The 25,196-nt window shown below is 54.8% G+C and carries 24 protein-coding genes and 2 pseudogenes; 6 read left to right on the top strand and 20 right to left on the bottom strand.

What is annotated here, in order from left to right; translation table 11 throughout:
* Positions 1-264: 264 nt before the first annotated feature.
* From dedD to pdxB, 7 genes are all read right to left on the bottom strand, one after another.
* Complete coding sequence (dedD, locus tag N7E69_RS01195) at positions 265-939, bottom strand: cell division protein DedD (RefSeq protein ID WP_000157035.1); 675 nt, start codon at positions 937-939, stop codon at positions 265-267.
* Positions 929-2,197, bottom strand: a complete 1,269-nt coding sequence (gene folC / locus N7E69_RS01200; RefSeq protein ID WP_000792281.1) for a bifunctional tetrahydrofolate synthase/dihydrofolate synthase — start codon at positions 2,195-2,197, stop codon at positions 929-931. The genes dedD and folC overlap by 11 nt, the downstream gene beginning before the upstream one ends.
* 67 nt (positions 2,198-2,264) lie before the next feature.
* Positions 2,265-3,179, bottom strand: coding sequence for an acetyl-CoA carboxylase, carboxyltransferase subunit beta (gene accD, locus N7E69_RS01205; RefSeq protein ID WP_000118383.1), 915 nt, complete (start codon positions 3,177-3,179; stop codon positions 2,265-2,267).
* A gap of 149 nt (positions 3,180-3,328) precedes the next feature.
* A complete protein-coding gene (locus tag N7E69_RS01210) occupies positions 3,329-3,988 on the bottom strand; it encodes a DedA family protein (protein ID WP_000364318.1) in 660 nt (219 codons plus the stop codon).
* A 48-nt stretch (positions 3,989-4,036) separates the two neighbouring features.
* Positions 4,037-4,849, bottom strand: coding sequence for a tRNA pseudouridine(38-40) synthase TruA (gene truA, locus N7E69_RS01215; RefSeq protein ID WP_000016631.1), 813 nt, complete (start codon positions 4,847-4,849; stop codon positions 4,037-4,039).
* Positions 4,849-5,862, bottom strand: a complete 1,014-nt coding sequence (locus tag N7E69_RS01220) for an aspartate-semialdehyde dehydrogenase (RefSeq protein ID WP_001289141.1) — start codon at positions 5,860-5,862, stop codon at positions 4,849-4,851. Before N7E69_RS01220 ends, truA begins: the two co-directional genes overlap by 1 nt.
* Positions 5,863-5,929: 67 nt before the next feature.
* Positions 5,930-7,066: a 4-phosphoerythronate dehydrogenase PdxB gene (pdxB, locus tag N7E69_RS01225; protein WP_000699176.1), complete on the bottom strand. Its 1,137-nt coding sequence runs from the start codon at positions 7,064-7,066 to the stop codon at positions 5,930-5,932.
* A 103-nt stretch (positions 7,067-7,169) separates the two neighbouring features.
* On the opposite strand from pdxB, the gene flk reads away from it, so the two are divergent.
* The gene (flk, locus tag N7E69_RS01230) at positions 7,170-8,171 is read left to right on the top strand and encodes a flagella biosynthesis regulator Flk (protein ID WP_000553397.1); all 1,002 of its coding nucleotides are present in this window, start codon (positions 7,170-7,172) and stop codon (positions 8,169-8,171) included.
* On the opposite strand, the pseudogene N7E69_RS01235 reads toward flk, so the two are convergent.
* Positions 8,168-9,346, bottom strand: a pseudogene (locus N7E69_RS01235) (MFS transporter). The gene flk and the pseudogene N7E69_RS01235 sit on opposite strands and share 4 nt — an antisense overlap.
* A 179-nt stretch (positions 9,347-9,525) precedes the next feature.
* Complete coding sequence (locus tag N7E69_RS01240; protein WP_001051261.1) at positions 9,526-9,900, bottom strand: hypothetical protein; 375 nt, start codon at positions 9,898-9,900, stop codon at positions 9,526-9,528.
* 172 nt (positions 9,901-10,072) lie between these two features.
* Between N7E69_RS01240 and N7E69_RS01245 the strand changes: the two are divergent.
* The 3 genes and pseudogenes from N7E69_RS01245 to N7E69_RS01255 all read left to right on the top strand — a co-directional run bounded on the left by N7E69_RS01245 (position 10,073) and on the right by N7E69_RS01255 (position 11,376).
* Positions 10,073-10,321 (top strand): annotated as a pseudogene (locus N7E69_RS01245) (transcriptional regulator).
* Positions 10,322-10,489: 168 nt separating this feature from the next.
* Positions 10,490-10,858 carry an NlpC/P60 family protein gene (locus N7E69_RS01250; RefSeq protein ID WP_000118258.1) on the top strand — a complete coding sequence of 123 codons (369 nt, stop codon included), beginning with the start codon at positions 10,490-10,492 and terminating at the stop codon, positions 10,856-10,858.
* On the top strand, positions 10,858-11,376 hold the full coding sequence (locus N7E69_RS01255; protein ID WP_000847547.1) for a YbjP/YqhG family protein: 519 nt from the start codon (positions 10,858-10,860) through the stop codon (positions 11,374-11,376). The genes N7E69_RS01250 and N7E69_RS01255 overlap by 1 nt, the downstream gene beginning before the upstream one ends.
* A gap of 66 nt (positions 11,377-11,442) precedes the next feature.
* Here N7E69_RS01255 and N7E69_RS01260 read toward each other — a convergent pair whose 3' ends face one another.
* Both N7E69_RS01260 and fabB read right to left on the bottom strand, forming a co-directional pair.
* Positions 11,443-12,099 (bottom strand): CPBP family intramembrane glutamic endopeptidase, encoded by a 657-nt coding sequence (locus tag N7E69_RS01260; RefSeq protein ID WP_001142903.1) that lies wholly within the window; start codon positions 12,097-12,099, stop codon positions 11,443-11,445.
* 97 nt (positions 12,100-12,196) lie between these two features.
* The gene (fabB, locus tag N7E69_RS01265; protein ID WP_000817161.1) at positions 12,197-13,411 is read right to left on the bottom strand and encodes a beta-ketoacyl-ACP synthase I; all 1,215 of its coding nucleotides are present in this window, start codon (positions 13,409-13,411) and stop codon (positions 12,197-12,199) included.
* A 159-nt stretch (positions 13,412-13,570) separates the two neighbouring features.
* On the opposite strand from fabB, the gene mnmC reads away from it, so the two are divergent.
* Positions 13,571-15,571, top strand: coding sequence for a bifunctional tRNA (5-methylaminomethyl-2-thiouridine)(34)-methyltransferase MnmD/FAD-dependent 5-carboxymethylaminomethyl-2-thiouridine(34) oxidoreductase MnmC (gene mnmC / locus N7E69_RS01270; RefSeq protein ID WP_000816104.1), 2,001 nt, complete (start codon positions 13,571-13,573; stop codon positions 15,569-15,571).
* Positions 15,572-15,622: 51 nt separating this feature from the next.
* Here mnmC and N7E69_RS01275 read toward each other — a convergent pair whose 3' ends face one another.
* From N7E69_RS01275 to prmB, 6 genes are read right to left on the bottom strand one after another with little or no spacing between them, the layout of a single operon-like run.
* On the bottom strand, positions 15,623-15,898 hold the full coding sequence (locus N7E69_RS01275) for a YfcL family protein (RefSeq protein ID WP_000559749.1): 276 nt from the start codon (positions 15,896-15,898) through the stop codon (positions 15,623-15,625).
* A gap of 32 nt (positions 15,899-15,930) precedes the next feature.
* The gene (locus N7E69_RS01280) at positions 15,931-16,479 is read right to left on the bottom strand and encodes an elongation factor P hydroxylase (protein ID WP_001066345.1); all 549 of its coding nucleotides are present in this window, start codon (positions 16,477-16,479) and stop codon (positions 15,931-15,933) included.
* Positions 16,479-17,288 carry a sulfite exporter TauE/SafE family protein gene (locus N7E69_RS01285; RefSeq protein WP_000368599.1) on the bottom strand — a complete coding sequence of 270 codons (810 nt, stop codon included), beginning with the start codon at positions 17,286-17,288 and terminating at the stop codon, positions 16,479-16,481. The genes N7E69_RS01280 and N7E69_RS01285 overlap by 1 nt, the downstream gene beginning before the upstream one ends.
* Positions 17,288-18,112 carry a penicillin-insensitive murein endopeptidase gene (mepA, locus tag N7E69_RS01290; RefSeq protein WP_000750428.1) on the bottom strand — a complete coding sequence of 275 codons (825 nt, stop codon included), beginning with the start codon at positions 18,110-18,112 and terminating at the stop codon, positions 17,288-17,290. Before mepA ends, N7E69_RS01285 begins: the two co-directional genes overlap by 1 nt.
* Before the next feature lie 3 nt (positions 18,113-18,115).
* Positions 18,116-19,201: a chorismate synthase gene (aroC, locus tag N7E69_RS01295; RefSeq protein ID WP_000918457.1), complete on the bottom strand. Its 1,086-nt coding sequence runs from the start codon at positions 19,199-19,201 to the stop codon at positions 18,116-18,118.
* 35 nt (positions 19,202-19,236) lie between these two features.
* Positions 19,237-20,169 (bottom strand): 50S ribosomal protein L3 N(5)-glutamine methyltransferase, encoded by a 933-nt coding sequence (gene prmB / locus N7E69_RS01300; protein ID WP_001542329.1) that lies wholly within the window; start codon positions 20,167-20,169, stop codon positions 19,237-19,239.
* Between the two features lie 165 nt (positions 20,170-20,334).
* On the opposite strand from prmB, the gene smrB reads away from it, so the two are divergent.
* On the top strand, positions 20,335-20,886 hold the full coding sequence (smrB, locus tag N7E69_RS01305) for an endonuclease SmrB (RefSeq protein WP_000730794.1): 552 nt from the start codon (positions 20,335-20,337) through the stop codon (positions 20,884-20,886).
* Between the two features lie 99 nt (positions 20,887-20,985).
* Here the strand turns inward: smrB and sixA are convergent, their stop codons facing one another.
* The 3 genes from sixA to fadI all read right to left on the bottom strand — a co-directional run bounded on the left by sixA (position 20,986) and on the right by fadI (position 25,137).
* The gene (gene sixA, locus N7E69_RS01310) at positions 20,986-21,471 is read right to left on the bottom strand and encodes a phosphohistidine phosphatase SixA (protein ID WP_001195800.1); all 486 of its coding nucleotides are present in this window, start codon (positions 21,469-21,471) and stop codon (positions 20,986-20,988) included.
* Between the two features lie 208 nt (positions 21,472-21,679).
* Complete coding sequence (gene fadJ / locus N7E69_RS01315) at positions 21,680-23,827, bottom strand: fatty acid oxidation complex subunit alpha FadJ (protein WP_000214143.1); 2,148 nt, start codon at positions 23,825-23,827, stop codon at positions 21,680-21,682.
* Entirely contained in the window at positions 23,827-25,137 is a 1,311-nt protein-coding gene (gene fadI, locus N7E69_RS01320; RefSeq protein WP_001248128.1) for an acetyl-CoA C-acyltransferase FadI, read from the bottom strand. The genes fadJ and fadI overlap by 1 nt, the downstream gene beginning before the upstream one ends.
* Positions 25,138-25,196 lie beyond the last annotated feature (59 nt).

Raw genomic sequence — 25,196 nt, forward strand, 5'->3', positions numbered from 1 at the left:
CTAACAGAAAAAGAAAACGTTTGCGTAGGGATTTCCTTCCCACGCGTAAATAAAAATGGCGCTGAAAAAATATTCAACGCCATCACACTTTTTATCTCTTCGGGCACGACCAGAAGAGCTGCCATCGGCCTGATAAGCGCAGGATACCAGGTTTATTCCTTCTGCCGGATGACGGCGTAAACGCCTTATCCAGCCTACAGAACTTCGGCTATTACCAGATGAACACCGTAGGCCTTAACGCTGCGCGCTCAGGCAAAACGCGCCTTAGTTCGGGCTATATCCCATCACCACGCCGCTTAACCCGGAAATCTGCTTGAGCTCGCCAAGCGATCCTTTCATCTTATCTTTCGACGCATCCGGCCCGACGAGAATACGGGTTATTTTACCCTGTACCGGCGTTGAGGGGGAAGTATAAACCCGGAACCCGGCGGAACGAAGCTTGCCGACTATCTCGTTGACTTTATCCGCGTTTTTCAGCGCGCCCAACTGTACGACATAGGCTTTGCCGGTCGGCGCAGGTTTATCGTCGGCGGCCGGTTGCGGCGCGGGCGTCGGCGTGGAAGCGGCGACAACCGGCTGTTGCGGTTTAGGCTGCGGCTTCGGCTTTTCAACCGGCTTCGGTTTAGGCGTCTCCACCGGTATCGGATCAAGCTCGACATTGTTAGACGCCATGCGCGACGGGTCCAGCGACGGCGCGGCCGCATCTCCCGCCCGCACCTCTTCAGCCGCCCCTTCCGGCGGCTGTGTCGGCAGCGCCTGCGTTGCGGCAGGCATCATATCCGGCTCATCACGGTCGCCAGGCTTCGGTACCAGTGGAATCGCAGCAAATTCATCCTGATAATGCTTTTTCTGTCCGTCCAGCAGACCGGGAAGCACAATAACCCCCAGCGCGACTAACACAATCGTGCCGACTAAACGATTCTGAAACTTACTCGCCACCGATTCTCCCCGCGTCTATCACTTCCATAACATGTGCGACGGTGTGGAATGATCCGCACACCAGCACGGTATCTTCTGGCTGCGCCGCGTCGATAGCGGCCTGCCATGCCTGCGCGACGCTATCATAGACATTCCCTTTCCCCAGATGTTCCAGAAGTTGTTCCGCCGTCGCGCCGCGCGGCCCCTCTAACGGAGCACAATACCAGTCGTCAACCACGCTTTTCAACCAGGCTAACGTGCCGGCGATATCTTTATCATGCAGCATACCAATCACCGCAAGCACGCGCCCGCGTTTCGGCAACATTTTCAGACGCCCCGTCAGGTATTCCGCCGCGTGGGGATTATGGGCGACATCAAAGATAACGCGCGGCGACTCACTCACGATTTGAAAACGTCCCGGCAAGGTAGCCTGCGCAATACCGTCGCGAATCGCCTGCTCGTCAATGTTCAACCTGCTGGCGCGCAGCGCGGCCAGAGCGGTGGCGGCATTCGGCTGAGGAACCTGCGGCAACGGCAGTCCGGCAAGCGTGCCGTCACCATCAGTAAACGCCCAGTGGGTCGCTGTCACCTCATAACGCCAGTCAACGCCGCGACGCCGCAACAGCGCGCCGGTCTCCTGCGCGACATCCGCGATGGTTGTCGGCATTTCCGGTTCGCCGACGATAGCGGGTTTTTCCGCGCGAAAAATCCCGGCCTTCTCGCGGCCGATACTTTCGCGATCCGGCCCCAGCCAGTCAGTATGGTCAAGCGCGATGCTGGTAATTACCGCTACATCGGCATCCACAATGTTCGTGGCGTCCAGGCGGCCGCCCAACCCGACCTCCAGAATCACCACGTCAAGGTTAGCCTGTTTAAACAGCCACAATGCCGACAACGTACCATATTCAAAATAGGTCAATGAAATATCGCCGCGCGCCGCTTCTATTTCCGCAAAGGACGCGGTATGCGCGGATTCCGCTAATTCTTTCCCCTGCACGCGCACGCGCTCGGTGTAACGTACCAGATGAGGCGAACTATAGACGCCCACACGGTATCCCGCCGCGATTAACACCGACTCCAGCGTTCGACAGGTCGTACCTTTACCGTTGGTTCCCGCCACGGTAAAAACGAACGGCGCAGGCTTGAGGATGTCCAGACGCGCTGCCACCTGGCTTACGCGCTCAAGGCCTAAATCGATACTCTTGCTGTGCAGGTTTTCCAGATAAGAAAGCCACGAGGCCAGGGGCGACGCAGCTTGAGGTATAGATTTGTTTTTCATTGATTCCGCTGCTTCTTTACGGTGAAAAGCAAAAGGGCAGAGCCTGCGGCCCTGCCCTTTTCAGTTATCAGGCCTCAGACTCCTGATCCGGCGCCGGAGGCACCACCACGCCTTCACGCGGGGCGTCCGGGTTCGGCGCGGGCAGATTCATCAGCTTCGCCAGAATGCTCGCCAGCTTCAGGCGCATCTCCGGGCGGCGAACTATCATATCAATAGCGCCTTTTTCGATCAGGAACTCACTGCGCTGGAATCCCGGCGGGAGCTTCTCACGAACGGTTTGTTCGATAACGCGCGGGCCAGCGAAGCCAATGAGGGCTTTTGGCTCGGCGATGTTGAGATCGCCCAACATCGCAAAACTGGCGGAAACGCCGCCCATTGTCGGATCGGTCAATACCGAGATGTAGGGCAGACCACGTTCCTGCATTTTAGCCAGCGCCGCCGAGGTTTTCGCCATCTGCATCAGCGACATCAGCGCTTCTTGCATACGCGCGCCGCCGGAAGCAGAGAAACACACTAACGGACAGTTGTCTTCCAGCGCCTGTTCAACGGCGCGAACGAAGCGTGCGCCAACGACAGACCCCATTGAGCCGCCCATGAACGCGAATTCAAACGCGGCGGCGACAACCGGCATACCGTGAAGCGTCCCTTTCATGACCACCAGCGCGTCTTTCTCGCCGGTTTCTTTCTGCGCGGACGCCAGTCTGTCTTTATATTTTTTGGAGTCGCGGAACTTGAGCACGTCTTTTGGCTCCAGCTCGCTACCCAACTCCACAAGGGAACCTTCATCTAACAGGCTATGCAGGCGATTGCGCGCCGACATGCGCATATGATGGTCACACTTAGGACAGACCTCAAGATTACGTTCCAGCTCAGCGCGGTATAAAACCTGACCGCAGCTATCACACTTGGTCCACACCCCTTCAGGAATGCTAGCCTTGCGGGTGGGAGTAATGTTGCTTTTAATTCGTTCAATCCAGCTCATTGGTGACCTTTCTGCCTGAACCTTAGTCAGCTTTATTATAAGGGGCGCATAATGCCATTTTTGCCCCCAACAGACCATGAATGTTGCACATTAAAACATAACAGCCCGAAACTTTGGATAAAAAAGTGGTCGAACCGCTGAGTTACTTTCTATTTTGCGGCACGCGACGCAGCGCGCTTATGCCGGACAATCTCAATGACGCCAGGTAATATCGAAACCACGATAATCCCCACAATCAGCAGCTTAAGGTTATCCTGAATCAACGGTATCGTACCGAAGAAATAACCGGCGTAGGTAAAGAGCAGCACCCACAGCAGCGCGCCGATGACGTTATAGGCGGCAAAATGCCGATAGGACATGTGCCCCATCCCTGCCACAAACGGCGCAAAGGTTCTGACGATCGGCACGAAGCGAGCGAGAATGATAGTTTTACCGCCGTGTTTTTCATAAAACTGGTGGGTTTTATCCAGATAACTGCGGCGGAAAATTTTCGAATTCGGATTACTGAACAGTTTTTCGCCGAACAGTCGACCAATCGTGTAATTTACCGCATCGCCGACAATTGCGGCGATCAGCATTAACGCCACCATGACATGCACATTGAGATCGTTGGTTTCCAGCGAAGCCAGCGCCCCGGCGACAAACAGCAGCGAGTCACCCGGCAGGAACGGCGTGACGACCAGGCCGGTTTCACAAAACAGAATCAAAAACAAAATAGCGTACACCCAGACGCCGTACTCCGCGACCAGCTCCGCCAGATGCACATCGATGTGCAGAATAAAATCAATAATAAAGTAGATCAGGTCCATATTTGTCTTTGCCTTTCTACCCGACACGTTTCGGGTGTACGATTCGGATTAGTCCGCCAGAAATAGCGGGCCCATTGGCGGTTTTGGAAGGTCAAACCGGTCAGGGTAATCCACCGCAACCAAATATAGCCCCTCCGCCTTCGCCGTTGCCGCCGCCAGCGTTCTGTCCCTGGCCGCTAACAGCTCTGCGATCCAGCTCTCCGGCTGGTTGTGAGCGCCTACTTCCAGCAGGCTGCCGACAATATTCCTGACCATATGATGAACAAAGGCATTCGCTTTGATATCGACCACCACATAAGGGCCGTGGCGGGTAACGTTGATGTGCATCACATTACGCCACGGCGTGCGCGACTGGCACTGCACCGCGCGAAACGAGGTAAAATCATTTTCGCCAAGCAGACACTGCGCCGCGCGATGCATCCGCTCTGCATCCAGCGGCTCATAGTAATGCGTCACGCCTTTTGCTAATACCGCAGGACGCAGTCGATGATTGTAGATGATATAGCGATAACGGCGAGCCGTAGCGCTAAATCGCGCGTGAAAATCATCCGGTACAGTTTTCACCCAGCGCACGGCAATGTCACCAGGCAAATTCGCATTTACCCCCAGCGTCCATGCCGCATCTTTGCGCAATGCGGTCGTTTCGAAATGGACAACCTGCCCGGTGCCGTGAACGCCGGCATCGGTGCGCCCGGCGCAGAACACGTTAATAGGTTCATTTGCCACCTGCGAGAGCGCTTTTTCCAGCTTTTCCTGCACGCTGCGCACTTCATTCTGACGCTGCCAGCCATAATACTTGCTGCCGTCGTACTCAATACCCAGCGCAATTTTATAGACCGGCGATGATTGCTGTCCGGACATCAGTACAGATACTCCTGCACCAGCTTCTCCGCAATTTTAACGGCCATCAGCGCGCCGCCGAAACGCACGTTGTCCGCCACTGACCAGAACTGAATTTGTTCCGGCATACCGTAATCATTATGCACACAGCCAATAGAGAGCTGTGGATTGCCGGAAGCGTCGCCCACCTGCGTCGGGTAATCCGTCTCTTCTGACAGTACGATATCTTCACCGCGGGAAAATGCCTCGCGCGCCTCTTCCGCCGCCAGCGGACGGAGCGCTTCAAAGCTCACCATCTGCGCATGGCCATAGAACACCGGTGACTGCACGACACTGGCGGAGATCATCACGCCATCGTCCTGCAAAATTTTACGCACTTCATCGACGATACGACGTTCCTGGCGCACGCTGCCTTCCCGATCCGGCAGCAGCGGCAGCATATTGAACGCCAACTGGCGGCCAAAGAAATCATCTTCATCAATCGGTATGCCGTTAAGCAGCTTCGCACTCTGTCCAGCCAGCGCATCGACCGCTTTTTTCCCCTGCGCGGACGCTGATAACATACTGGTGACGGCGATGCGCGACAGTCCCCCCTGATCGATTAACGGCTTGAGCGCCGCCAGCAGTTGACTGGTCAGACTATCGGCGACCGCAATCACGTTACGGTTACGGTAATCCGCCAGTACATACGGGTTAACTTCCGGCACGACCAGCGGCACATCAGGCTCCAGCGCGAACAGACCGCTGGAATCTATCACCAGGCAACCTGCATTAGTCGCGTCGTCTATCCAGGCAGCCGATGCCTCTGCGCCGGCAACGAAAAACGCCAACTGCGCCTGCGTCCAGTCAAAGTCCGCCGCATCCTGGACAATGACCGACTTGCCACCAAAACGGAGGTGCTCGCCCGCGCTTTCATGACGCGCCAACGCATAAATTTCACCGACCGGGAACTGGCGTTCAGCCAGTGTTTCAAGCAGGGCTTCGCCTACGGCGCCCGTTGCGCCCAGAATGGCAATGTTCCAGCCTTCAGACATGGTGATTTACTCCAGAAATACATAAGCGTCCCTGTCGCATTATTCGACAGGGAGCATTAAGAAGACATTAATGTGCCGGGTGATGAACAGCGTTAAAACCTAGCTTACACAGCAAGGCGGCTGCCGTTTCGTCGTCACACATCACGTATAAAGACGACCATTCACGGCGCTCAAGATAATTTTTACGCAATTTATCAAATTCACCCGGAATTCCAGCGACTTTACGCAGCGGCGCATCGTCGCGGCGCACATCATACACCAAATGCGCCAGTCTTTTCAGCGTCGGTTGATCCAGCGGGCCATGAAGCGTAATACGACCAAACTCAGGCGCAGGCAGTAATGTCTCCAGCGCGACATGCTGCTCGCGGCCAATAAACGCGCTATACGCCTCAAAGACCTGAGTGGTGCCGCGCGCTTTGCCTTCCAGCGTATAACCGGCAATATGCGACGTGCCGATATCCACGGCTTCCAGTAGCGCGACGTTAAGATCCGGTTCGCCCTCCCACACATCAAGCACCACGCTCAGCGGCTGCCCGGCATTAAGTCGCGCCAGCAACGCGGCGTTATCCACCACCGGACCGCGGCAGGCGTTAATGAGAATGGCGCCGGGTTTCAGTCGACGGATCAGCGTCTCATCGGCCAGATGCAGCGTTTTGTACGGTCCGTCTTTATAGAGCGGCGTATGGAAAGTCAGGACATCCGCTTCCTGCACCAGCTCATCCAGCGTACGAAAATCACCCTCGTCCCCGCGTGCGGCGCGTGGCGGATCGCACAGCAACGTGCGGATACCCAACGCTTCAAGCCTGGTCTGTAGCCGGCTTCCGACGTTACCCACGCCGACAATCCCTATAGTGCGATCGCGTAACGAAAAGCCGTCACGTTCGGCCAGCATCAACAGCGCGGAAAACACATACTCCACCACGGCGATAGCATTACAGCCGGGCGCGGCTGAAAAACCGATGCCCGCCTGCTTCAGCCATGCCTCATCCACATGATCGGTGCCTGCCGTAGCAGTACCAACGAAGTTAATCGGCGTGCCGCTCAGCAGCGATTCATTCACTTTCGTGACCGAACGCACCATTAACGCATCGGCATGGTTCAATTCTTCAACGGGGATCGGGCGACCCGGCACTGCCTTTACCTCACCCAGGCGGCTAAATAATTCGCGGGCGTAAGGCATATTTTCATCAACGAGAATTTTCACGACTGTCGTACCTGTTTGAGAACGAGAGTTAACCGGACAAGTGTGCCATAATCTGGCCGCCAGGCATATATTGCTCAGATTTATGGTTAAAGGATAATTAATTATGCATCCCATCTCCGGCGCCCCTGCACAGCCTCCAGGCGAAGGGCGTAATCCTCTTTCCGCTGCGAGCGAGCAGCCGCTTTCCATGCAACAGCGTACGGTACTGGAAAGGCTGATCACGCGCCTGATTTCACTGACCCAGCAGCAAAGCGCGGAAGTATGGGCCGGAATGAAACACGATCTGGGGATAAAAAATGACGCGCCGCTACTGTCGCGCCACTTCCCCGCCGCTGAACAGAATCTTACCCAGCGTCTGGGCGTAGCGCAGCAAAATCATGCCAATCGTCAGGTGCTTTCACAGCTAACAGAGCTGCTTGGCGTCGGGAATAATCGTCAGGCCGTCAGCGATTTTATCCGTCAACAATACGGTCAAACCGCGCTTAGCCAGCTTACGCCCGATCAACTCAAAAACGTGCTGACGCTCCTGCAACAGGGGCAGCTTTCCATTCCGCAGCCGCAGCAACGTCCGGCAACGGATCGGCCATTATTGCCTGCTGAACATAATACGTTGAATCAGTTGGTGACGAAGCTGGCAGCCGCGACCGGCGAGTCAAACAAACTTATCTGGCAATCAATGCTGGAACTCTCCGGCGTGAAAAGCGGCGAGCTCATTCCGGCAAAGCAGTTTACCCATCTGGCGACATGGCTACAGGCGCGGCAGACGCTGTCACTACAACACGCGCCTACGCTACATACGCTTCAGGCTGCGTTAAAACAACCGCTTGAGCCGGACGAACTCACAGCGATCAAAGAGTATGCCCAGCACACTTATCAAATTCAGCCGCAAACGGTGCTGACCACCGCCCAGGTGCAGGATTTACTTAACCATATTTTCCTGCGTCGCGTAGAGCGGGAGACTGATGAGCTGGAACCGCTCTCTATTCAACCCATCTACCGCCCGTTTGCGCCGATGATTGAAACCGTGAAAAATCTGTCTGCGCGGCCAGGCCTGTTGTTTATCGCGCTAATAATTGTACTGGCGCTTTTCTGGCTGGTTTCTTAACCACGCCGGAACGATAATATCGTCACCAGGATGCCAACCACAGCGGAGATCGCTCCCGCGAGGAATACGGAAGGATAGCCGCATGACGTGGCCAGCATGCCCGCCAGCGGGCCGGTAACGCCGTAGGAGATATCCTGAAACGCGGCGTAGCCGCCGAGCGCCGTACCGCGTACCTGTGCAGGTACGCGTTTCACAACCTCCACGCCCAGCGCCGGGAAAATCAGTGAACACCCTGCCCCGGTGAGCGCCGCGCCTACCAGCGCTATCCAGGCCGTCGGCGCCAGCCACAAGAGCAGCAACCCTGCCGTCTCAACCAGCAATGAGACAACGGCGACCTTCACGCCGCCAAAGCGGTCCGGCATCCAACCGAACAATATGCGCATCAGTACAAACGCACCGCCAAACGCGGTCAGGGTGAATCCCGCCATCGTCCAGCCATTGCTGACAAAATAAAGTGAAATAAACGTACCGATGACGGCAAAGCCCACGCCCTGCAATGCCAGGCCCAGGCCCGGTTTCCAGATAAGCCCGACCACGCTCCACAGTGAAGGTCGCTCCCCCGTATACGCAGGCACTTTACGCACGGTGCCGTTGAATGCCCAGGCCAGCAGCGGTAAAACCATCGTCGTCCCCGCCAGCGCCGCGAAGCCAAAGTGGCTATGGATCAGCAAGCCCAACGGCGCACCGGCCGCCAGCGCGCCGTAAATCGCCATCCCGTTCCACGACATCACCTTACCGGAACGCGTTGGGCCAACCAGCCCCAGTCCCCAGGTCAGGGTTCCGGTCAGCAGCTGGCTTTCGCCAAATCCGAGGATCAAACGCCCGACAATAAGCAGCGCGAATTTTATCGGCGCGGAAACCGGCAACAGCGCGGCCAGGAGTCAGGCGGCGCCCGCCAGCCCGCAGGCAAACATCCCCTGTAACGCCGATCGTTTAGCGCCATATTGATCCGCCAGTCGTCCGGCATAGCCGCGCGTCAGTACCGTCGCAAAAAACTGAATGCCCACGGCGATCCCAACCATCGTATTGCTATAGCCCAGTTCGTGATGAACAAAAAGCGGGATGACGGGTAACGGCAGGCCGACCGTCATATAGGTCAGGAAAACCGCAAAGGCGATGCGGAACAGCGAAAAATTCGCAGACGGGGTCGTTGTTTTTTGGCTAACTGCTGTCATGCATTACTCCAGAATGCAGAGTAAGGCGGGGAAAGGCCACGCCCCCCTCTACCTGAACGTCAGGATTAAGGTGCGTTGGATAACGTTAAACGCTTACGCATTATCGGAAGGATAATGTAGAGAGTGAAGTCTGCCTGTGAGACGCGAAACTTGTCAACCTTGAAATTGCAGCCAGGGTATCAACGTGGCGGCGTGTCATCAAACAGAAAGGGAAAGACCGCTTTCATCCCTCTCACCTTAAACCGTCCGGTCACCTGCTTGCGCTGTTCCGGCGTCAGTAACCTGAACATCATCTCCCAGATATCTTCAGGCTCCGCTTCCTGTAAGGAAATGGGTTCTGGCGTCGGTTCCTCTCCGCTGTCGTCCAGATAACGATGAACATAGAGAGGGAAAACAGATATATGAAACTCCTCGGCCTTTGATTTAACACGCTTACGCCTGACCCCCGCTTTCCCTTCACTGTACTTATATAAACGTTCGCGAACCGCAGGCTCGCTTCCCGGAAACCCCGGTAAGCCAAGACATTCCTTAACCGTGAACCATTCCTTTGCCATCGGTTTCTTTCCTTTCCCCTGATGAAATAAAAATATTTCTTCTTTTTCGCGAAATTTTGCTTTCTTTCTGGCACTATTCTCAGAGTGAAAAAGAAAGTAACTTTCTTTTTCTCGCGCTAATTTTTACCTTAAAAATATCGGTGCCGATAACACATCTTCTTAGGATTACAGAATGGAACCAAAAAGCCAAGACTGGCATCGTGCAGATATTAAAAGTGCACTTGAAAAAAGAGGTATTACGCTCAGAGATCTTTCTCGTCAGGCCGGTTTATCACCTGATTCACTGCGCAATGTCTTTACCCGTTCCTAGCCGAGAGCTGAACGGATTATTGCGGACGCGCTGGGCATCACGCCGCAGGAGATCTGGCCGTCGCGCTATGATGATATGCAAATAAAAAATGATGCCGATATCGCAGAATAATAGTTAATGCTGAATAAATTAGCCCTAACTTATCAATCTCAACAATTAATAAATATTTAAACTTATTCTATTGAAAATAGTAATAGCACTATCTGTCATGCTTCCCGAATCAAATACTGTTAAAGCATTACGTCATTGCTATTACGTATTTTATTAACAGGAATCATTATGAGTTGGGATAAAAGAGTGGCGGTTAATTATGCCAAAACGCATGCAGGTTCTCATTCTCAAGGCCGGTGTGCGGAATTTACCCGAAAGGCAATTCAGGCGGGCGGTATCACGCTGGGGCATACGTATCATGCGAAAGATTATGGCCCAATGTTAAGAAGCGCCGGATTCACCGCTATTGGTACCTATGAAATGCCGCGCGAGGGTGACGTCATCATTATTCAACCTTACGCTGGCGGAAACCCGAGCGGTCACATGGCGATATACGATGGCACAGAGTGGTATTCAGATTTTAAACAACGCGATATGTGGGCCGGCCCGGGCTACCGGGCAGCCAGGCCCTCATATACCATCTACAGGAAGAATTAATGAAAACGTTCTCCCTTGTCGCGCTTATCCTGTTGCTTTGTAGTTGCTCCACGCCTCATCACGACAGTACGCAGGCCGTGAAGCAGTTCTATACCTCATGGATGACGACGTTCACGAACGATGTGAATCCCCCTGACGACACCACCGCCTTAATGCAACGTTACGTTGCCAAAGAGGTTATTCATCGCCTGGCGCTAATACAGTCCCTTTATGAACAGGAGATTGTGGGGGCAGATTATTTTATGTATGCGCAGGACTATGCGCCAGAGTGGATTCCACAGTTACGGGTTGGGAAGGCACACCCTTTCCTCGGCGGAGAAAAAGTGGATGTTCTGTTGGCTACAGAGTCAACGCCCATCCACCTGGAAGTTTATACCCGTTGGGAAGAGGGACGCTGGAAAATTTACCGCGTTCGGGATGCTGACAGGGGTTATGAACAGCCGATTTATGACGCAGGCGCCATCACCCAGGCTGAGGCCTGGTCAGCGAAAGTCGCGCCGGAATATAAGAAGCATTAAAAAAGGGAACCGCCATCGGTCTCTTGTTCGTACCGGAGAGGTTAAAGCGCCTCTTGCATCAGGCGCTTATTCCGTCGCTGAAAACAGTAAGCCGAAAATAACCCAGGCATTATTTAAAATATGAAGTATTATCGGTATCATTAACCCTCGACTTCTCATTCGAACAACGCATAATATCGATGAAAAAACAAACAGATAAACAAAAATCACCGCAAAGAGATATTGTGTATGCATAAATGCAAAAGCGAGTGAAGTAATAATAATACCGGAAGCTCTTGAGTACCGACCCCAACCGATACTGCTGTTTAATAAAAACCCTCTGAATATAATTTCCTCCGCCACAGGAGCCAGAAAGCACATCGCCAGCGTGTTAAGAAATTTATGAAGAAAAAATTGCCTTGATAACTCGGCCATCCAGGGTTCCGGGCCACTAAAAACATTGTAGAGAACGGTAAGGCACACCAGGGCCAGCGCCGGAACAAAACACTCCACGAATGATAAGCGACCCAATGATAAAAACGGGTAATACTTTGAATAAATACTCCAGGCGGCAATCGCATAGACAAAAACAATACTATATATAAAAGGCGCAGCCAGACCTCCCAAATAAAGCCAGGCATAGGAAGGCGAAAATGAGGCAAAAACAAAAATGCCGAACAAACCAAATAAAACAGCCACACAACTCAAACTATGCCTAATTTTATCTAATGTATTAGTTGGCATTTATATAATATCCATATAATTTGTTGTTCCCTGAATGAAAAAACAGGTCGCATTAGCGACCTGTTTCATTATTGATACTACAACGTAATAGTCAGGCTTACAACTTACGCATCACCAGCGTGGCGTTGGTGCCGCCAAAACCGAAGCTGTTAGACATTACGGTAGTCAGTTCACGCTCGGTCGTTTCGGTCACGATGTTCAGACCCGCAGCCTGCTCATCCAGCTCTTCGATGTTGATACTCGGCGCGATAAAACCGTGCTCCAGCATCAGCAGAGAGTAGATGGCTTCCTGCACGCCAGCCGCACCCAGCGAGTGGCCGGTCATCGCTTTGGTCGCGGAGATAGCCGGGCTGTTATCGCCAAACACTTCACGGATTGCACCGAGTTCTTTCACGTCGCCTACCGGCGTGGACGTACCGTGAGAGTTCAGGTAGTCGATCGGCGTGTCTACGCCGTGCATCGCCATCTGCATGCAACGTACTGCGCCTTCACCAGACGGAGCAACCATGTCTGCGCCGTCGGATGTTGCGCCGTAACCGACGATTTCCGCATAGATATGCGCGCCGCGCGCCAGAGCGTGTTCCAGCTCTTCGACAACAACCATACCGCCACCGCCCGCGATGACAAACCCATCACGGTGCGCATCATAGGTACGGGACGCTTTTTCAGGCGTATCGTTATATTTGGTGGACAGTGCGCCCATCGCATCGAACTCACAGGCCATTTCCCAGCACAGCTCTTCGCCGCCGCCAGCAAAAACGATGTCCTGTTTGCCCAGTTGGATCTGTTCAACCGCATTGCCGATACAGTGTGCGGAGGTCGCGCAAGCGGAACTAATGGAGTAGTTCACGCCATAAATTTTAAACGGCGTAGCGAGGCAGGCGGAAACGCCGGATGCCATTGCTTTCGTCACCACATACGGGCCCACGGCTTTCAGACCACGCGGGCTACGCATGGCATCTGCGCCAAAGACCTGGAATTTCGGGGAGCCGCCGCCGGAACCTGCAATCAGGCCGACACGCGGGTTATTCTGATAGACTTCCGGCGCCAGACCGGCGTCGGCCACTGCCTGCTCCATAGACAGATAAGCATAGATGGAGGCGTCGCTCATAAAGCGCACGACTTTGCGGTCAATGAGGCCAGTGGTATCCAGTTTTACGTTGCCCCATACCTGGCTACGCATGCCGGCGTCCTTCAGCTCCTGAGAGAAAGTGATCCCTGAACGTCCTTCACGCAGAGATGCCAGGACTTCCTGCTGGTTATTACCGATGCTGGAAACGATGCCCAGGCCAGTAATCACTGCACGTTTCATTCAATACCTCTGTAATTCGCACTATTTTTAAGTTTCGATTGGCACAATAGCGTACACTTGTACGCCGAACAAGTCCGATCAGCCATTTAGTACGGAAATTTGCGCCATCAGGCACACATCGTTAAGATCGCGATACCGCCCGTCAGACGAGTAACTTACGTGAAACAATACGCCATACAACCCGCCACACTCGAATTTAACGCTGAGGGTACACCTGTTTCCCGAGATTTTGATGATGTCTATTTTTCTAATGACAATGGACTCGAAGAGACACGCTACGTTTTTCTTGGCGGCAATCGTCTTGCGGAGCGATTTCCCGTACATTCACATCCATTATTTATAGTCGCGGAAAGCGGTTTTGGCACCGGACTCAACTTCCTGACGCTGTGGCAGGCGTTTGACAGCTTTCGTTCTGCGCACCCACAGGCGACGCTGCAAAGGTTACATTTCATCAGTTTTGAGAAATTCCCGTTAACGCGCGACGATCTGGCGCTGTCGCACCAACACTGGCCGGAGCTCGCGCCCTGGGCAGAGCAGCTGCAGGCGCAATGGCCGCTGCCGCTCCCGGGGTGCCACCGCCTATTGCTGGATCGGGGCCGGGTGACACTGGATTTGTGGTTTGGCGATATTAATGAATTGACCGACCAACTGGACGCCACGCTGAATCAAACAGTCGACGCCTGGTTCCTCGACGGTTTTGCCCCGGCGAAAAATCCGGATATGTGGACGCCAAACCTGTTTAACGCGATGGCGCGGCTGGCGCGGCCCGGCGCAACGCTGGCGACGTTTACCTCGGCGGGCTTCGTTCGTCGGGGATTACAGGAAGCCGGTTTTACCATGCAAAAACGCAAAGGCTTCGGACGTAAACGCGAGATGCTTTGCGGAGTGATGGAACAACACCTCATGCCGACCCTTTCCGCGCCCTGGTTTTACCGCAGCGGAAGCGAAAAACGTGAAACGGCGATCATTGGCGGCGGCATCGCCAGCGCGCTGTTATCACTGGCGTTACTGCGTCGCGGCTGGCAGGTGACGCTCTATTGCGCGGACGACCAGCCCGCCCAGGGCGCCTCCGGTAATCGACAGGGTGCGCTTTATCCACTCCTTAGCAAACATGACGCCGCCATTAATCGCTTTTTCCCGACCGCATTCACCTTTGCCCGTCGCCTGTATGATGCCCTGCCCGTCTCTTTTGATCATGACTGGTGCGGCGTGACACAGCTCGGATGGGATGAGAAAAGCCAGCAGAAAATTGCCCAGATGCTGTCCCTGGCGCTGCCCGCCGGACTGGCCTCGGCGCTCAATGCCGAAGAGGCGGAACAGGCGGTTGGCGTGACGACACGCTGCGGAGGAATTACCTATCCGGCAGGCGGCTGGCTGTGCCCGGAACAATTAACTCGCGCAGTCATCGCTCTGGCGACCGAGCAGGGTTTACAAACGCGCTTTTGCCATACGCTCACGTCGCTCGTTGCGCAGGAGTCGCGCTGGCAACTGCGCTTTACGTCAGGTGAAACCGCCAGCCATGAGACCGTCGTCCTGGCGAACGGCCATCAGATTAACCGTTTTGATCAGACCCAGCCGCTGCCGGTGTATGCCGTCGGGGGGCAGGTCAGTCATATTCCCACCACCCCCGCCCTCTCGGCGTTGCGTCAGGTGTTATGCTACGACGGCTATCTGACGCCGCAAAATCCGCATAATCAGCAGCACTGTATTGGCGCCAGCTATCACCGGGGTGACGAAAGCACCGTCTGGCGCGAAGAAGATCAGCGTCAGAACCGACAGCGTCTGCTTGACTGTTTTCCGGATGCGAACTGGGCCACAGAGGTTGACGTTAGCGGCAACAGCGCCCGTTGCGGCGTGCGTTGCGCAACCCGCGACCATCTGCCGATGGTGGGCAATGTTCCTGATTACCATGCCACGCTGACGCATTACGCCGATTTAGCCGATAACAAAACGTCGGCGGCGCCTGCGCCTGTGTATCCGGGTTTATTTATGCTCGGCGCGCTGGGATCGCGCGGTTTGTGCTCAGCGCCATTATGCGCAGAAATTCTGGCGGCGCAGATGAGTAACGAGCCGATTCCACTGGATGCCGGTACGCTGGCGGCGTTAAATCCAAATCGGTTATGGGTGAGAAAGTTATTGAAGGGAAAAGCGGTGAAGTAATGGGTCAGTCAATAGCGGAAGGCGGCAAGCGTCGCCTTCCGGCCCACGGCGTTATTGTTTTGCCTTGTCGAACAAATTGTCCCACATCGCTTTGACTAACGCCTGATCGCGCGGCGACAGTTCGCCGGCGCCGATCGCTTTCTCCAGACTTTGGCTAACGTTGGCATAGACCGCCTCAACGGAGTGGTCATCACCGCTCTCCAGCTCGGCAATGGCTAACGTCAGGTGGCCACGCAGGTATCCACTGGCAAAAAGCTCATCGTCGCTGGCGTGCTCTACCATATCGTCAATTAATGCCAGAATGCGTGATTCAAACTCCGCGATCATCTTCTTTCCTCATTGTAAACGTGGCGCTGGCTTTAATTAAGCGCTTCCGGCCACGGGAACTGTTCCGCCTTAAGTTCGGGCGTGTGATAGTAATTCTGTAGCGCTTTGATGAAGCGGGCCGGACGTTCAGGAATGCCCTGCTCCAGATACGCCATTACCTGCGCATGAACCCGGCGCTGAAACGCCACGCGATCCGGCTCAATATCGCCTTCCAGATTGTCGCAACTGACGTTAAAGGGATACCCCGCCGCCACGCAAAACAACCAGTCGAAAGCCTGTGGCTTCACCTCGACGTCTTCAAATTGACTTTGGGTCTGCGCGTCGCGTCCATCCGGGCAGTACCAGTAACCAAAGTCAACCAGTTCGCGGCGCGCCTTACCGGCGATACACCAGTGAGAAATCTCATGCAGCGCGCTGGCGTAAAACCCATGCGCAAAGACGATGCGGTGGTACGGTACCTGCGCGTCAGCAGGAAGATAGATCGGTTCGTCGTCGCCTTTAATCAGACGGGTATTAAATTCTTCGGCAAAGCAGCCGTTAAAAATCTCAATTAACTGTTCGTAATGGTGCGTATTGTTCATTAATTCATCCCCAACCAGTGGAGGATCTCCTGTCCGTGGCTATCATAAAGTAACCTGGCGCTCATTACCGCCGAGACAATAACGATCATCGGTCTGATAAGCTTTTGGCCTTTGCTCAATACCAGACGCGACCCCATTCGCGCCCCTAAAAACTGACCAACCAGCATCACGAAGCCCGTCGCCCAGATCACTTTGCCGCCGATGATAAATAACAGCAGGCCGCCAACGTTGGAGGTAGCGTTAAGCACTTTGGCATGTGCCGTGGATTTCGCCAGGTTATAGCCACATAAGGTGACAAACGCCAGAGCGTAAAACGACCCGGCGGCAGGCCCGAAAAAGCCGTCGTAAAACCCGACGCATCCCCCGGCTATCAGCGCGAACGGTAATCCATACAGGCGGCGCTGGCGATCTTCCTCGCCCAGCTTCGGCATCAATAAAAAATAGAGGCCGATGAAAATCACCAGGATAGGCAAGATCTGGCGCAAAATATCCGCCTGCACGTGCTGCACCAGCAGCGCGCCGCTCATCGAGCCAATGAACGTCATCAGAATATTGAGCTTTTGCTCGGCCAGGTTTACCACTTTACGGCGAATAAAATAGAGCGAAGACGAGAGGGAGCCGCCGCACGCCTGTAATTTATTGGTCGCCAGCGCGTTTGCTGGCGACATCCCGGCGGCCATCAGCGCAGGGATAGTGAGCAGCCCTCCGCCCCCGGCGATAGAATCGATAAATCCTGCCAGTACGGCGACAAAAAACAGCACCACCAGCAGCAGCGGGGAGACCATAAACAGATCATAAAAATTGTCCATCAGAGTACATGCTCATCCAGTAGCGCCTGGCAGGAAGGCGGCAGCGGCGGCGGTGTCTTCTTCTCAGGCTTTGTGGTGCCAGGTTTTGGCGGTTCGAACCAGCTTTGCAGTTCAGCGCCGCATCCATCGCCCGGCGGGGGTAAAGGTTGATCTTCGCACTCCAGGCTGTCGGCAGGGCAGCGTAAACGCACGTGCATATGCGCGCGATGCTGGAACCAGGGGCGTACTTTACGTAGCCAGTCACGATCGTTTCCGGCATCGAGGCAAAGCTGTTGTTTAATAGCCGGATTGACGAAAATACGGGTGACGTCATTGTCTTGTGCCGCCAGTTTGATCAGACTGGCGATATCCGACGACCAGCGCGACGGCACGACGTGTTTACCGTCGCGGGACACCAGATCTAACGCCTGCGGGCGCAATAGCTGCGCCTGGCTCCAGCGCGTTTTCGGCAACTGCAAGAAAATATCCACATCAAGCCCGGTCTGATGACTGGCGTGTCCGCCATTAAAGCGGCCTCCGGCAGGCATCCCCATGTCGCCTATCAGGACGGTTCCGAGCCCCCGTTGCTGCGCCTGATGACTCAACCGCTGGATAAACATGACCAAGTCCGGGTGGCCGAAATAACGGCGCTGATCGGTGCGCATCACCTGATAATTATCGGACTGTACCGGCAACGTGTCGGCGCCGATGATGCATCCGTTGGCAAAGCTACCGATAGACTGGGCGGCGCCGGGGACAGGATGGGTTATTTTCTGCCACGGCGTCGCCGCCAGGCTGGCGCTACTGACAAACCATGCCAGCAGCGCAATCGCGGTTTTTTTCATTTCTTACCAGCGTGGAATCTCTGTCTTTACATCCGCATTCTGTGCCCGATGGCGCAGCAGGTGATCCATCAGCACGATCGCCAGCATGGCTTCTGCGATCGGCACTGCGCGAATCCCCACACACGGATCGTGGCGCCCTTTGGTGATCATTTCGACTTCTTCACCCATCCGGTTGATCGTACGTCCCGGCACGGTAATGCTGGAGGTAGGTTTCAGCGCCATATGCGCCACAATGTGTTGCCCGCTACTGATACCACCGAGGATGCCGCCAGCGTGGTTGCTCTGAAAACCCTGCGCCGTGATTTCATCGCGATTCTGGCTGCCGCGCAGCGCCACCACGTTAAATCCTTCGCCGATCTCCACGCCTTTCACCGCATTGATGCTCATCAGCGCATGGGCGATGTCCGCATCCAGTCGGTCAAAAACCGGTTCGCCAAGCCCTGCCGGCACGCCGCTCGCCATCACCGTCACTTTCGCGCCGATGGAGTCGCCCTCTTTTTTCAGCGCGCGCATCAGTTCGTCCAGCGCGTCAAGTTTGTCCGCATCGGGACAAAAGAACGGATTAAGCTCAACCTGACGCCAGTCTTTAATCTCCAGCGGAATATCGCCCATCTGGGTCAGGCAGCCGCGGATTTCGATGCCGAACTTTTCCGCCAGGTATTTCTTGGCGATCGCCCCTGCCGCTACGCGCATCGCGGTTTCACGCGCGGAAGAACGTCCACCGCCACGGTAATCGCGCAGGCCGTATTTCTGCTCATAGGTGTAATCCGCGTGTCCCGGACGAAAAACATCTTTAATCGCGCTGTAGTCCTGCGAGCGCTGATCGGTGTTTTCAATCAGCAGGCCAATGCTGGTGCCGGTCGTCACGCCATCAAACACGCCGGAGAGAATTTTTACCTGGTCCGGTTCGCGGCGCTGGGTAGTATAGCGCGAGGTGCCGGGGCGGCGTCTGTCGAGATCGTGCTGCAGATCGGCCTCCGTCAACGGGATGCCGGGCGGCACGCCATCGACGATACACCCAAGCGCCAGCCCGTGTGATTCGCCGAAAGTGGTTACGCGAAAGAGTTGTCCAATTGTGTTTCCTGCCATCACGGCTCCGTTATCGTTGTTGTCGTTTGCGTGTTTTAATCTTTATAAATGTTGAAATGTTCACGGGCCGCGAGCAACTGCGCTTTAGTCAACATAAAGACGCCATCGCCGCCGTTGTCAAACTCCAGCCAGGTGAACGGCACATCCGGATACTGCTCCATCAGATGTACCATGCTGTTTCCGACTTCACAAATCAGAACGCCGTCATCGGACAGATAATCCGGCGCATTCCCCAAGATACGACGGGTCAATTTGAGGCCGTCAGTGCCGGACGCCAGCCCCAGCTCAGGTTCGTGGCGATATTCGTTCGGCAGATCGGACATATCCTCCGCATCGACATAAGGCGGGTTAGTGACAATCAGATCGTACTGAACTTTCGGCAGATCGCGGAACAGATCGGAACGGATTGGCGTCACGTGATGGATAAGACCGTGTTCTTCAATGTTATGCTCGGCGACAGCCAGCGCATCCGGCGAAATATCGACCGCATCAACCTCTGCGTCCGGGAAAGCATAAGCACAGGCGATGGCGATGCAGCCGCTGCCGGTGCACATATCCAGAATATATTTCGGCTGTTGGCTAATAAGGCCGGCGAAGTGGTTATTAATCAGCTCGCCAATGGGCGAACGCGGCACCAGCACGCGCTCATCGACATAAAATTCGTGGCCGCAGAACCAGGCTTTATTGGTCAGGTAGGCGACCGGGATACGCTCGTTAATGCGACGAATCACTCGCTCGACAATGCGGTGTTTTTCGCTGGACGTCAGCCGCGCGGTCCGCATATCTTCCGGAATATCCAGCGGCAGATAAAGAGACGGCAACACCAGTTGTACCGCTTCATCCCACGGGTTATCGGTACCGTGTCCATACCAGATATTCGCCGCGCTAAAGCGGCTTACCGCCCAGCGCAACATGTCCTGAATGGTATGCAGTTCACTTACTGCTTCATCGACGAAAATTTTATCCACGTATTCCTCCAGGGCATGCTCGCATTAAATTCGGCGGCTAGTTTGCCACGAAGACAGGGATAAATCAGCATTGACGCGGCGGGAGAATACGAAAAATCCGTTTTGACCGTTCGGATATCCTCCGGGTCGGGTAAACTAAGGCAAAAGATCAGACGAGACCCACGAATGAAAAAGAAAACATCGCTCAGCGAGGAGGACCAGGCGCTGTTCCGTCAGCTGATGGTCGGCACCCGAAAGATTAAACAGGATACTATCGTCCATCGGCCGCTGCGCAAGAAAATCACGGAGGTCCCTACCCGAAGGTTAATTCAGGAACAGGCGGACGCCAGCCACTATTTTTCCGATGAGTTCCAGCCGCTGCTCAATACGGAAGGGCCGGTAAAGTATGTCCGTGAAGATGTCAGCCATTTCGAGCTAAAAAAAATGCGTCGCGGCGACTATTCGCCAGAACTGTTTCTGGATTTACACGGCTTAACGCAGCTTCAGGCCAAGCAGGAACTGGGGGCGCTGATTGCCGCCTGCCGTCGGGAACATATTTTTTGCGCCTGCGTCATGCATGGACACGGTAAACATATTCTGAAACAGCAAACGCCGTTATGGCTGGCGCAGCATCCGCATGTGATGGCCTTTCATCAGGCGCCGAAAGAGTACGGCGGCGACGCCGCGCTGCTGGTGTTGATTGAAGTGGAAGAGTGGCAACCGCCCGAATTACCCTGATGCGGAATTGCCGGATGGCGGCGCAAGCGGCTTATCCAGCCTACGAACAGCCAACGCTGTCGCAGGCCTGATAAGCGAAGCGCCATCAGGCAGCAAAGATTAAATCGCTTTCGCCATTTTCAGATTGCAGGGACTCATTTGCCAGTTGAATGTCCCCTTGCCGCTTTCATCAAGCGTAACGTTGGCAATTGCGGACGTCGTGAACATCGGCGGCGTTTCGCCCGGACAAAGCTCAGATACCAGGTATCCGACCAGAGGTAAGTGAGAAATCACCAGCACCGATCCGATCTCTTCATTGGCCAGCGCCTGGAGGTAGGCGCTGACCAGACCGACATCGCCACAGGGCGTTAGCTCCGGCAGGACATCCACCTGAGCCGGCAGATTCATACAATCGCCGACCACATCTAACGTCTGTTCGGCCCGAAGAAACGGACTCACCAGAACACGTTCGATATCCACTTTTTGACCTTTCAGCCAGTTTGCCATCAGGCGAGACTCGTCACACCCACAAGGGGTCAAGGGACGAACCGAATCACTGGCGGCATCGAGGGCTGCGTCGCCGTGACGCATGATAAAAACTTGCATATTGCACCGCTTTTGTTAACCAGTTTCACCAACACGCTTACCACATGCCCCTATTGGCTGCGGCAAAAATGCGGTGGCCGGCATTGTGCCTTATCCATTCACTGAATGAAACGCTGTTTTTTACCTCAATGGCGTAAGTATAGTCAATCCTTGATTATTATTTCGCCACTAAGGAGGCATTCAGTGCGGATTCATATTCTCTTTGACCTCAATTTCCCTGGTCAGTTTCCCCATTCGTCCAGAAATGCTCCCTGCGCTCCGCCATGCGCACTAATTGTTCACAAGGCGCGTAACGAGGACCGTAAAGTGCGGCCAGGCGCTGTAATGTCGCCACCATTTCACCCGGCCCGAGAGCATCCATATAGCGGAACGGGCCACCGAGAAACGGCGGAAAACCGATACCAAACACGGCGCCGATATCGCCATCGCGCGCGCTGCGAATCACTTTTTCGTCGAAACAGCGCGCCGCTTCGTTAAGCATTAACATGACACAGCGCTCTGCCACCTGCTGCGCAGACAATCGACTCTGCCCTTGCACGCCAATAAGCTTATAAATAGCAGGGTCAACCTGTTTTTTGCTTTTACGCCCTTTTTCGCCATAAAGATAGAAACCGCGACCATTTTTTCTACCTTTGCGATCGTCATTCAAAATTGAAGCGACAACATTTGCAGGCGCGCTAAAACGTTCTCCATACGCCGCCTCAAGCACAGGAATAATTTTAGTGCCCGTGTCGATTCCTACCTCATCCAAAAGTTGGATTGGCCCCACCGGAAAACCAAATTTTACCAGGGCGGCGTCAATATGTTCGACGCGTTCGCCTTCAGTCAGCATCCGAATCGCCTCATTGATATATGGCACAAGAATTCGGTTAACATAAAACCCGGCTTTATCACTGACGACTATCGGGGTTTTACCCTGTTTTTTCGCCAGCTTAACGGTCGTGGCGATGGTCTGCGCGGAAGTAGACGCATGAGGAATAACCTCAACCAGCGGCATTTTTTCGACCGGGCTAAAAAAGTGCAATCCAATCACCTGTTCCGGTCTGGCCGCATTCGCCGCAATATCGCCAATCGGCAGGGAAGAAGTATTGGAGGCAAAAATGGTGTGAGCAGCGCAATTTTGTTCCACTTCCGCCACCATCTGTTGTTTTAACGGCAGATCTTCAAACACCGCTTCAATGACCAGATCACGATGACTGAAACCACGGTAATCGGTCGAACCTGATATCAATGCCAACTGTTTATCGCGTTCGTTGGCTTTGATATGGCGGCGGCGTACTTTTGTTTCAAGCAGATCCCAGCTGTATTTCAGAGCATGATTGATCCCCTGAGTATTTATATCCTTAATTCGTACTGGCAAACCGCCTTTACAGGCCGTAACCCAGGCGATACCGCCGCCCATTAACCCGCCGCCTAAGATGCCCACGCTGTTCAGCGGGCCGGGCGGCGCATCGCTACCGGGATCTTTTTTCACCTCGGTACTGGCAAAGAAAACAGCGCGCAGCGCCTGCGATTGAGGCGTCATCGCCAGCTCGCCGAAAGCGCGCGCTTCCGCGTCATAGCCGCTACTGCTGCCCTGCGCCAGTCCGGTTTCAATCACATCAATGATCCGCTCCGTCGCCGGATAATTACCCTGCGTTTTTTGCGCTGTCTTTTTACGCACCAGGCGAAATAACAGCGCGCGCCCCAGCGGCCCCGCCAGGATACGTTCACGGACCGGTAATGTCCGCTGCGCCAGGCGTTCTTTTTTAGCCAGCTCGACAGCCGCTTCCAGTAAAATAGTTTGCGGCACCACATCATCAACCAGCCCGGCTTTAAGCGCCTGCCTGGCGCGAAGCTGTTTACCTGTCAGGATCATATCCAGCGCGGTACTGACCCCCACCAGCCGTGGAAGTCGCTGCGTTCCGCCCGATCCCGGTAAAAGCCCTAACTGTACCTCCGGCAGTCCGAGAACGGTTTTAACGTCGTCGGTACAGATACGTCGATGGCAGGCCAGCGCCATTTCAAGGCCGCCCCCCAGACAGGCGCCATGAATGGCGGCGATAACCGGAACAGGCAACGCCTGGATCTCCGCCATCAGTTGTTGCCCCTGACGCGCCAGCGTTTCCGCTTCCTGCGCGTTTTGGCAGTGACCTATCATGTTGATATCAGCGCCAGCAATAAAGTTATCTGCTTTGGCTGAGATAAAAACAACGCCCTGCAACGCTTTATTTTCCCGGATCTGCTTCAGGATGGCGCGTACCTGCGCGGCAAACTCCGCTTTCAGGGTGTTCACCTTTTCTCCAGGGACATCAATAGCGACAACCGCGACATTATCCAGACGCACGTTAAGCATAAAAGCTGATGTGGTAGTCATTATTCCGCCTCCAGAACCATCGCCGCGCCAAGACCGCCAGCCGCGCAGGCCGTGACCAGGCCAAAACCTCCGCCCCGACGCCGTAATTCATGCAACGTTTGGGTTATCATCCGCGCGCCCGTTGCGGCAAAAGGATGCCCGTAGGCGATTGAGCCGCCGAGCACGTTGAATTTAGCGTCATCCACCTCCCCTGTCGCCTGCGCACGACCAAGCACCTCACGGGCAAATCGTTCGCTGCCCAGCAGTTGTAAGTTCGCCAGAGTCTGGGCGGCAAACGCTTCATGCATGTCAAAAAGCGTCAGATCGGCCATCGTCAACCCGGCCCGCTCCAGCGCCAGCGGCGTTGACCAGGCCGGCCCCAATAGCATGTCCTGCCAGACATCAATAGCGGTAAAGGCGTAGCTGCGCAGATAACCAAGCGGGCGCAGCCCCAGCTCTTTAGCGCGGGATTCGGTCATCATAATAACGGCGGCAGCGCCGTCGGTCAGCGGTGTACTGTTGGCGGCGGTTACGGAGCCATGTTTTCGGTCAAAAGCGGGACGCAGTTTAGCGTAGTCCGCCAGCGTGGAGGCGCCGCGAATGTTGTTGTCTTCTGCAAAGGGGTTTTTATACGGCGGCACATAGGTCGTCATCACTTCTTCCGCCAGTTTACCCTCCGCCCATGCCTGCGCGGCGCGCTGATGTGAACGATGCGCCAGTGCGTCCTGCTGTTCACGCGTAATACCATACGTTTTCGCCATCTGTTCGGCGGTATCGCCCATGCGCAGACCGGTGGAATACTCAGCAACGGCGGGAGGCACGGGCAGCAGGTCGCGTAAGCGCAGACGAGAAAAAAGCGTCAGCCGTTGGCGGGTCGTCCGGGCTTTATTGACATCAACCAGTACCCGCGCCAGGGCTTTACTCACGCCTATTGGCAGTACCGACGACGAATCTGCGCCGCCAGCGATACCCGCGCGTATCGTGCCGGCCATCAGGCTTTCCGCCACATTCGCTACCGCCTGAAAACTGGTGGCGCAGGCGCGGCTTACGCTATAGGCATCGGTATGAACATTCATCCCCGTACCCAGCACAATTTCGCGCGCAATGTTGGGCGCTTCCGGCATTTGTACTACCTGACCAAAAACCAGTTGCTCAATGGCATCGGCTGGAATTTCACTGCGCGCCAGCAGCTCGCCTACCACCATCTTGCCGAGATCAACAGCGGGAATACCATGAAATGCAGTGGCCTGACGAGCGAAGGGGGTTCGTAACCCACTGACAATAGCAATGCGATCGCCCTGACGGGTGACCAACGGTAAAGCCTGACGCATAGTACTCCCCTGTAAAAAAAATAAATTAGTGGTCTGACCTGATCACAGTCTTAACCAAT

Source organism: Salmonella sp. 3C (assembly GCF_025426275.1).
Lineage (GTDB): Bacteria > Pseudomonadota > Gammaproteobacteria > Enterobacterales > Enterobacteriaceae > Salmonella > Salmonella enterica.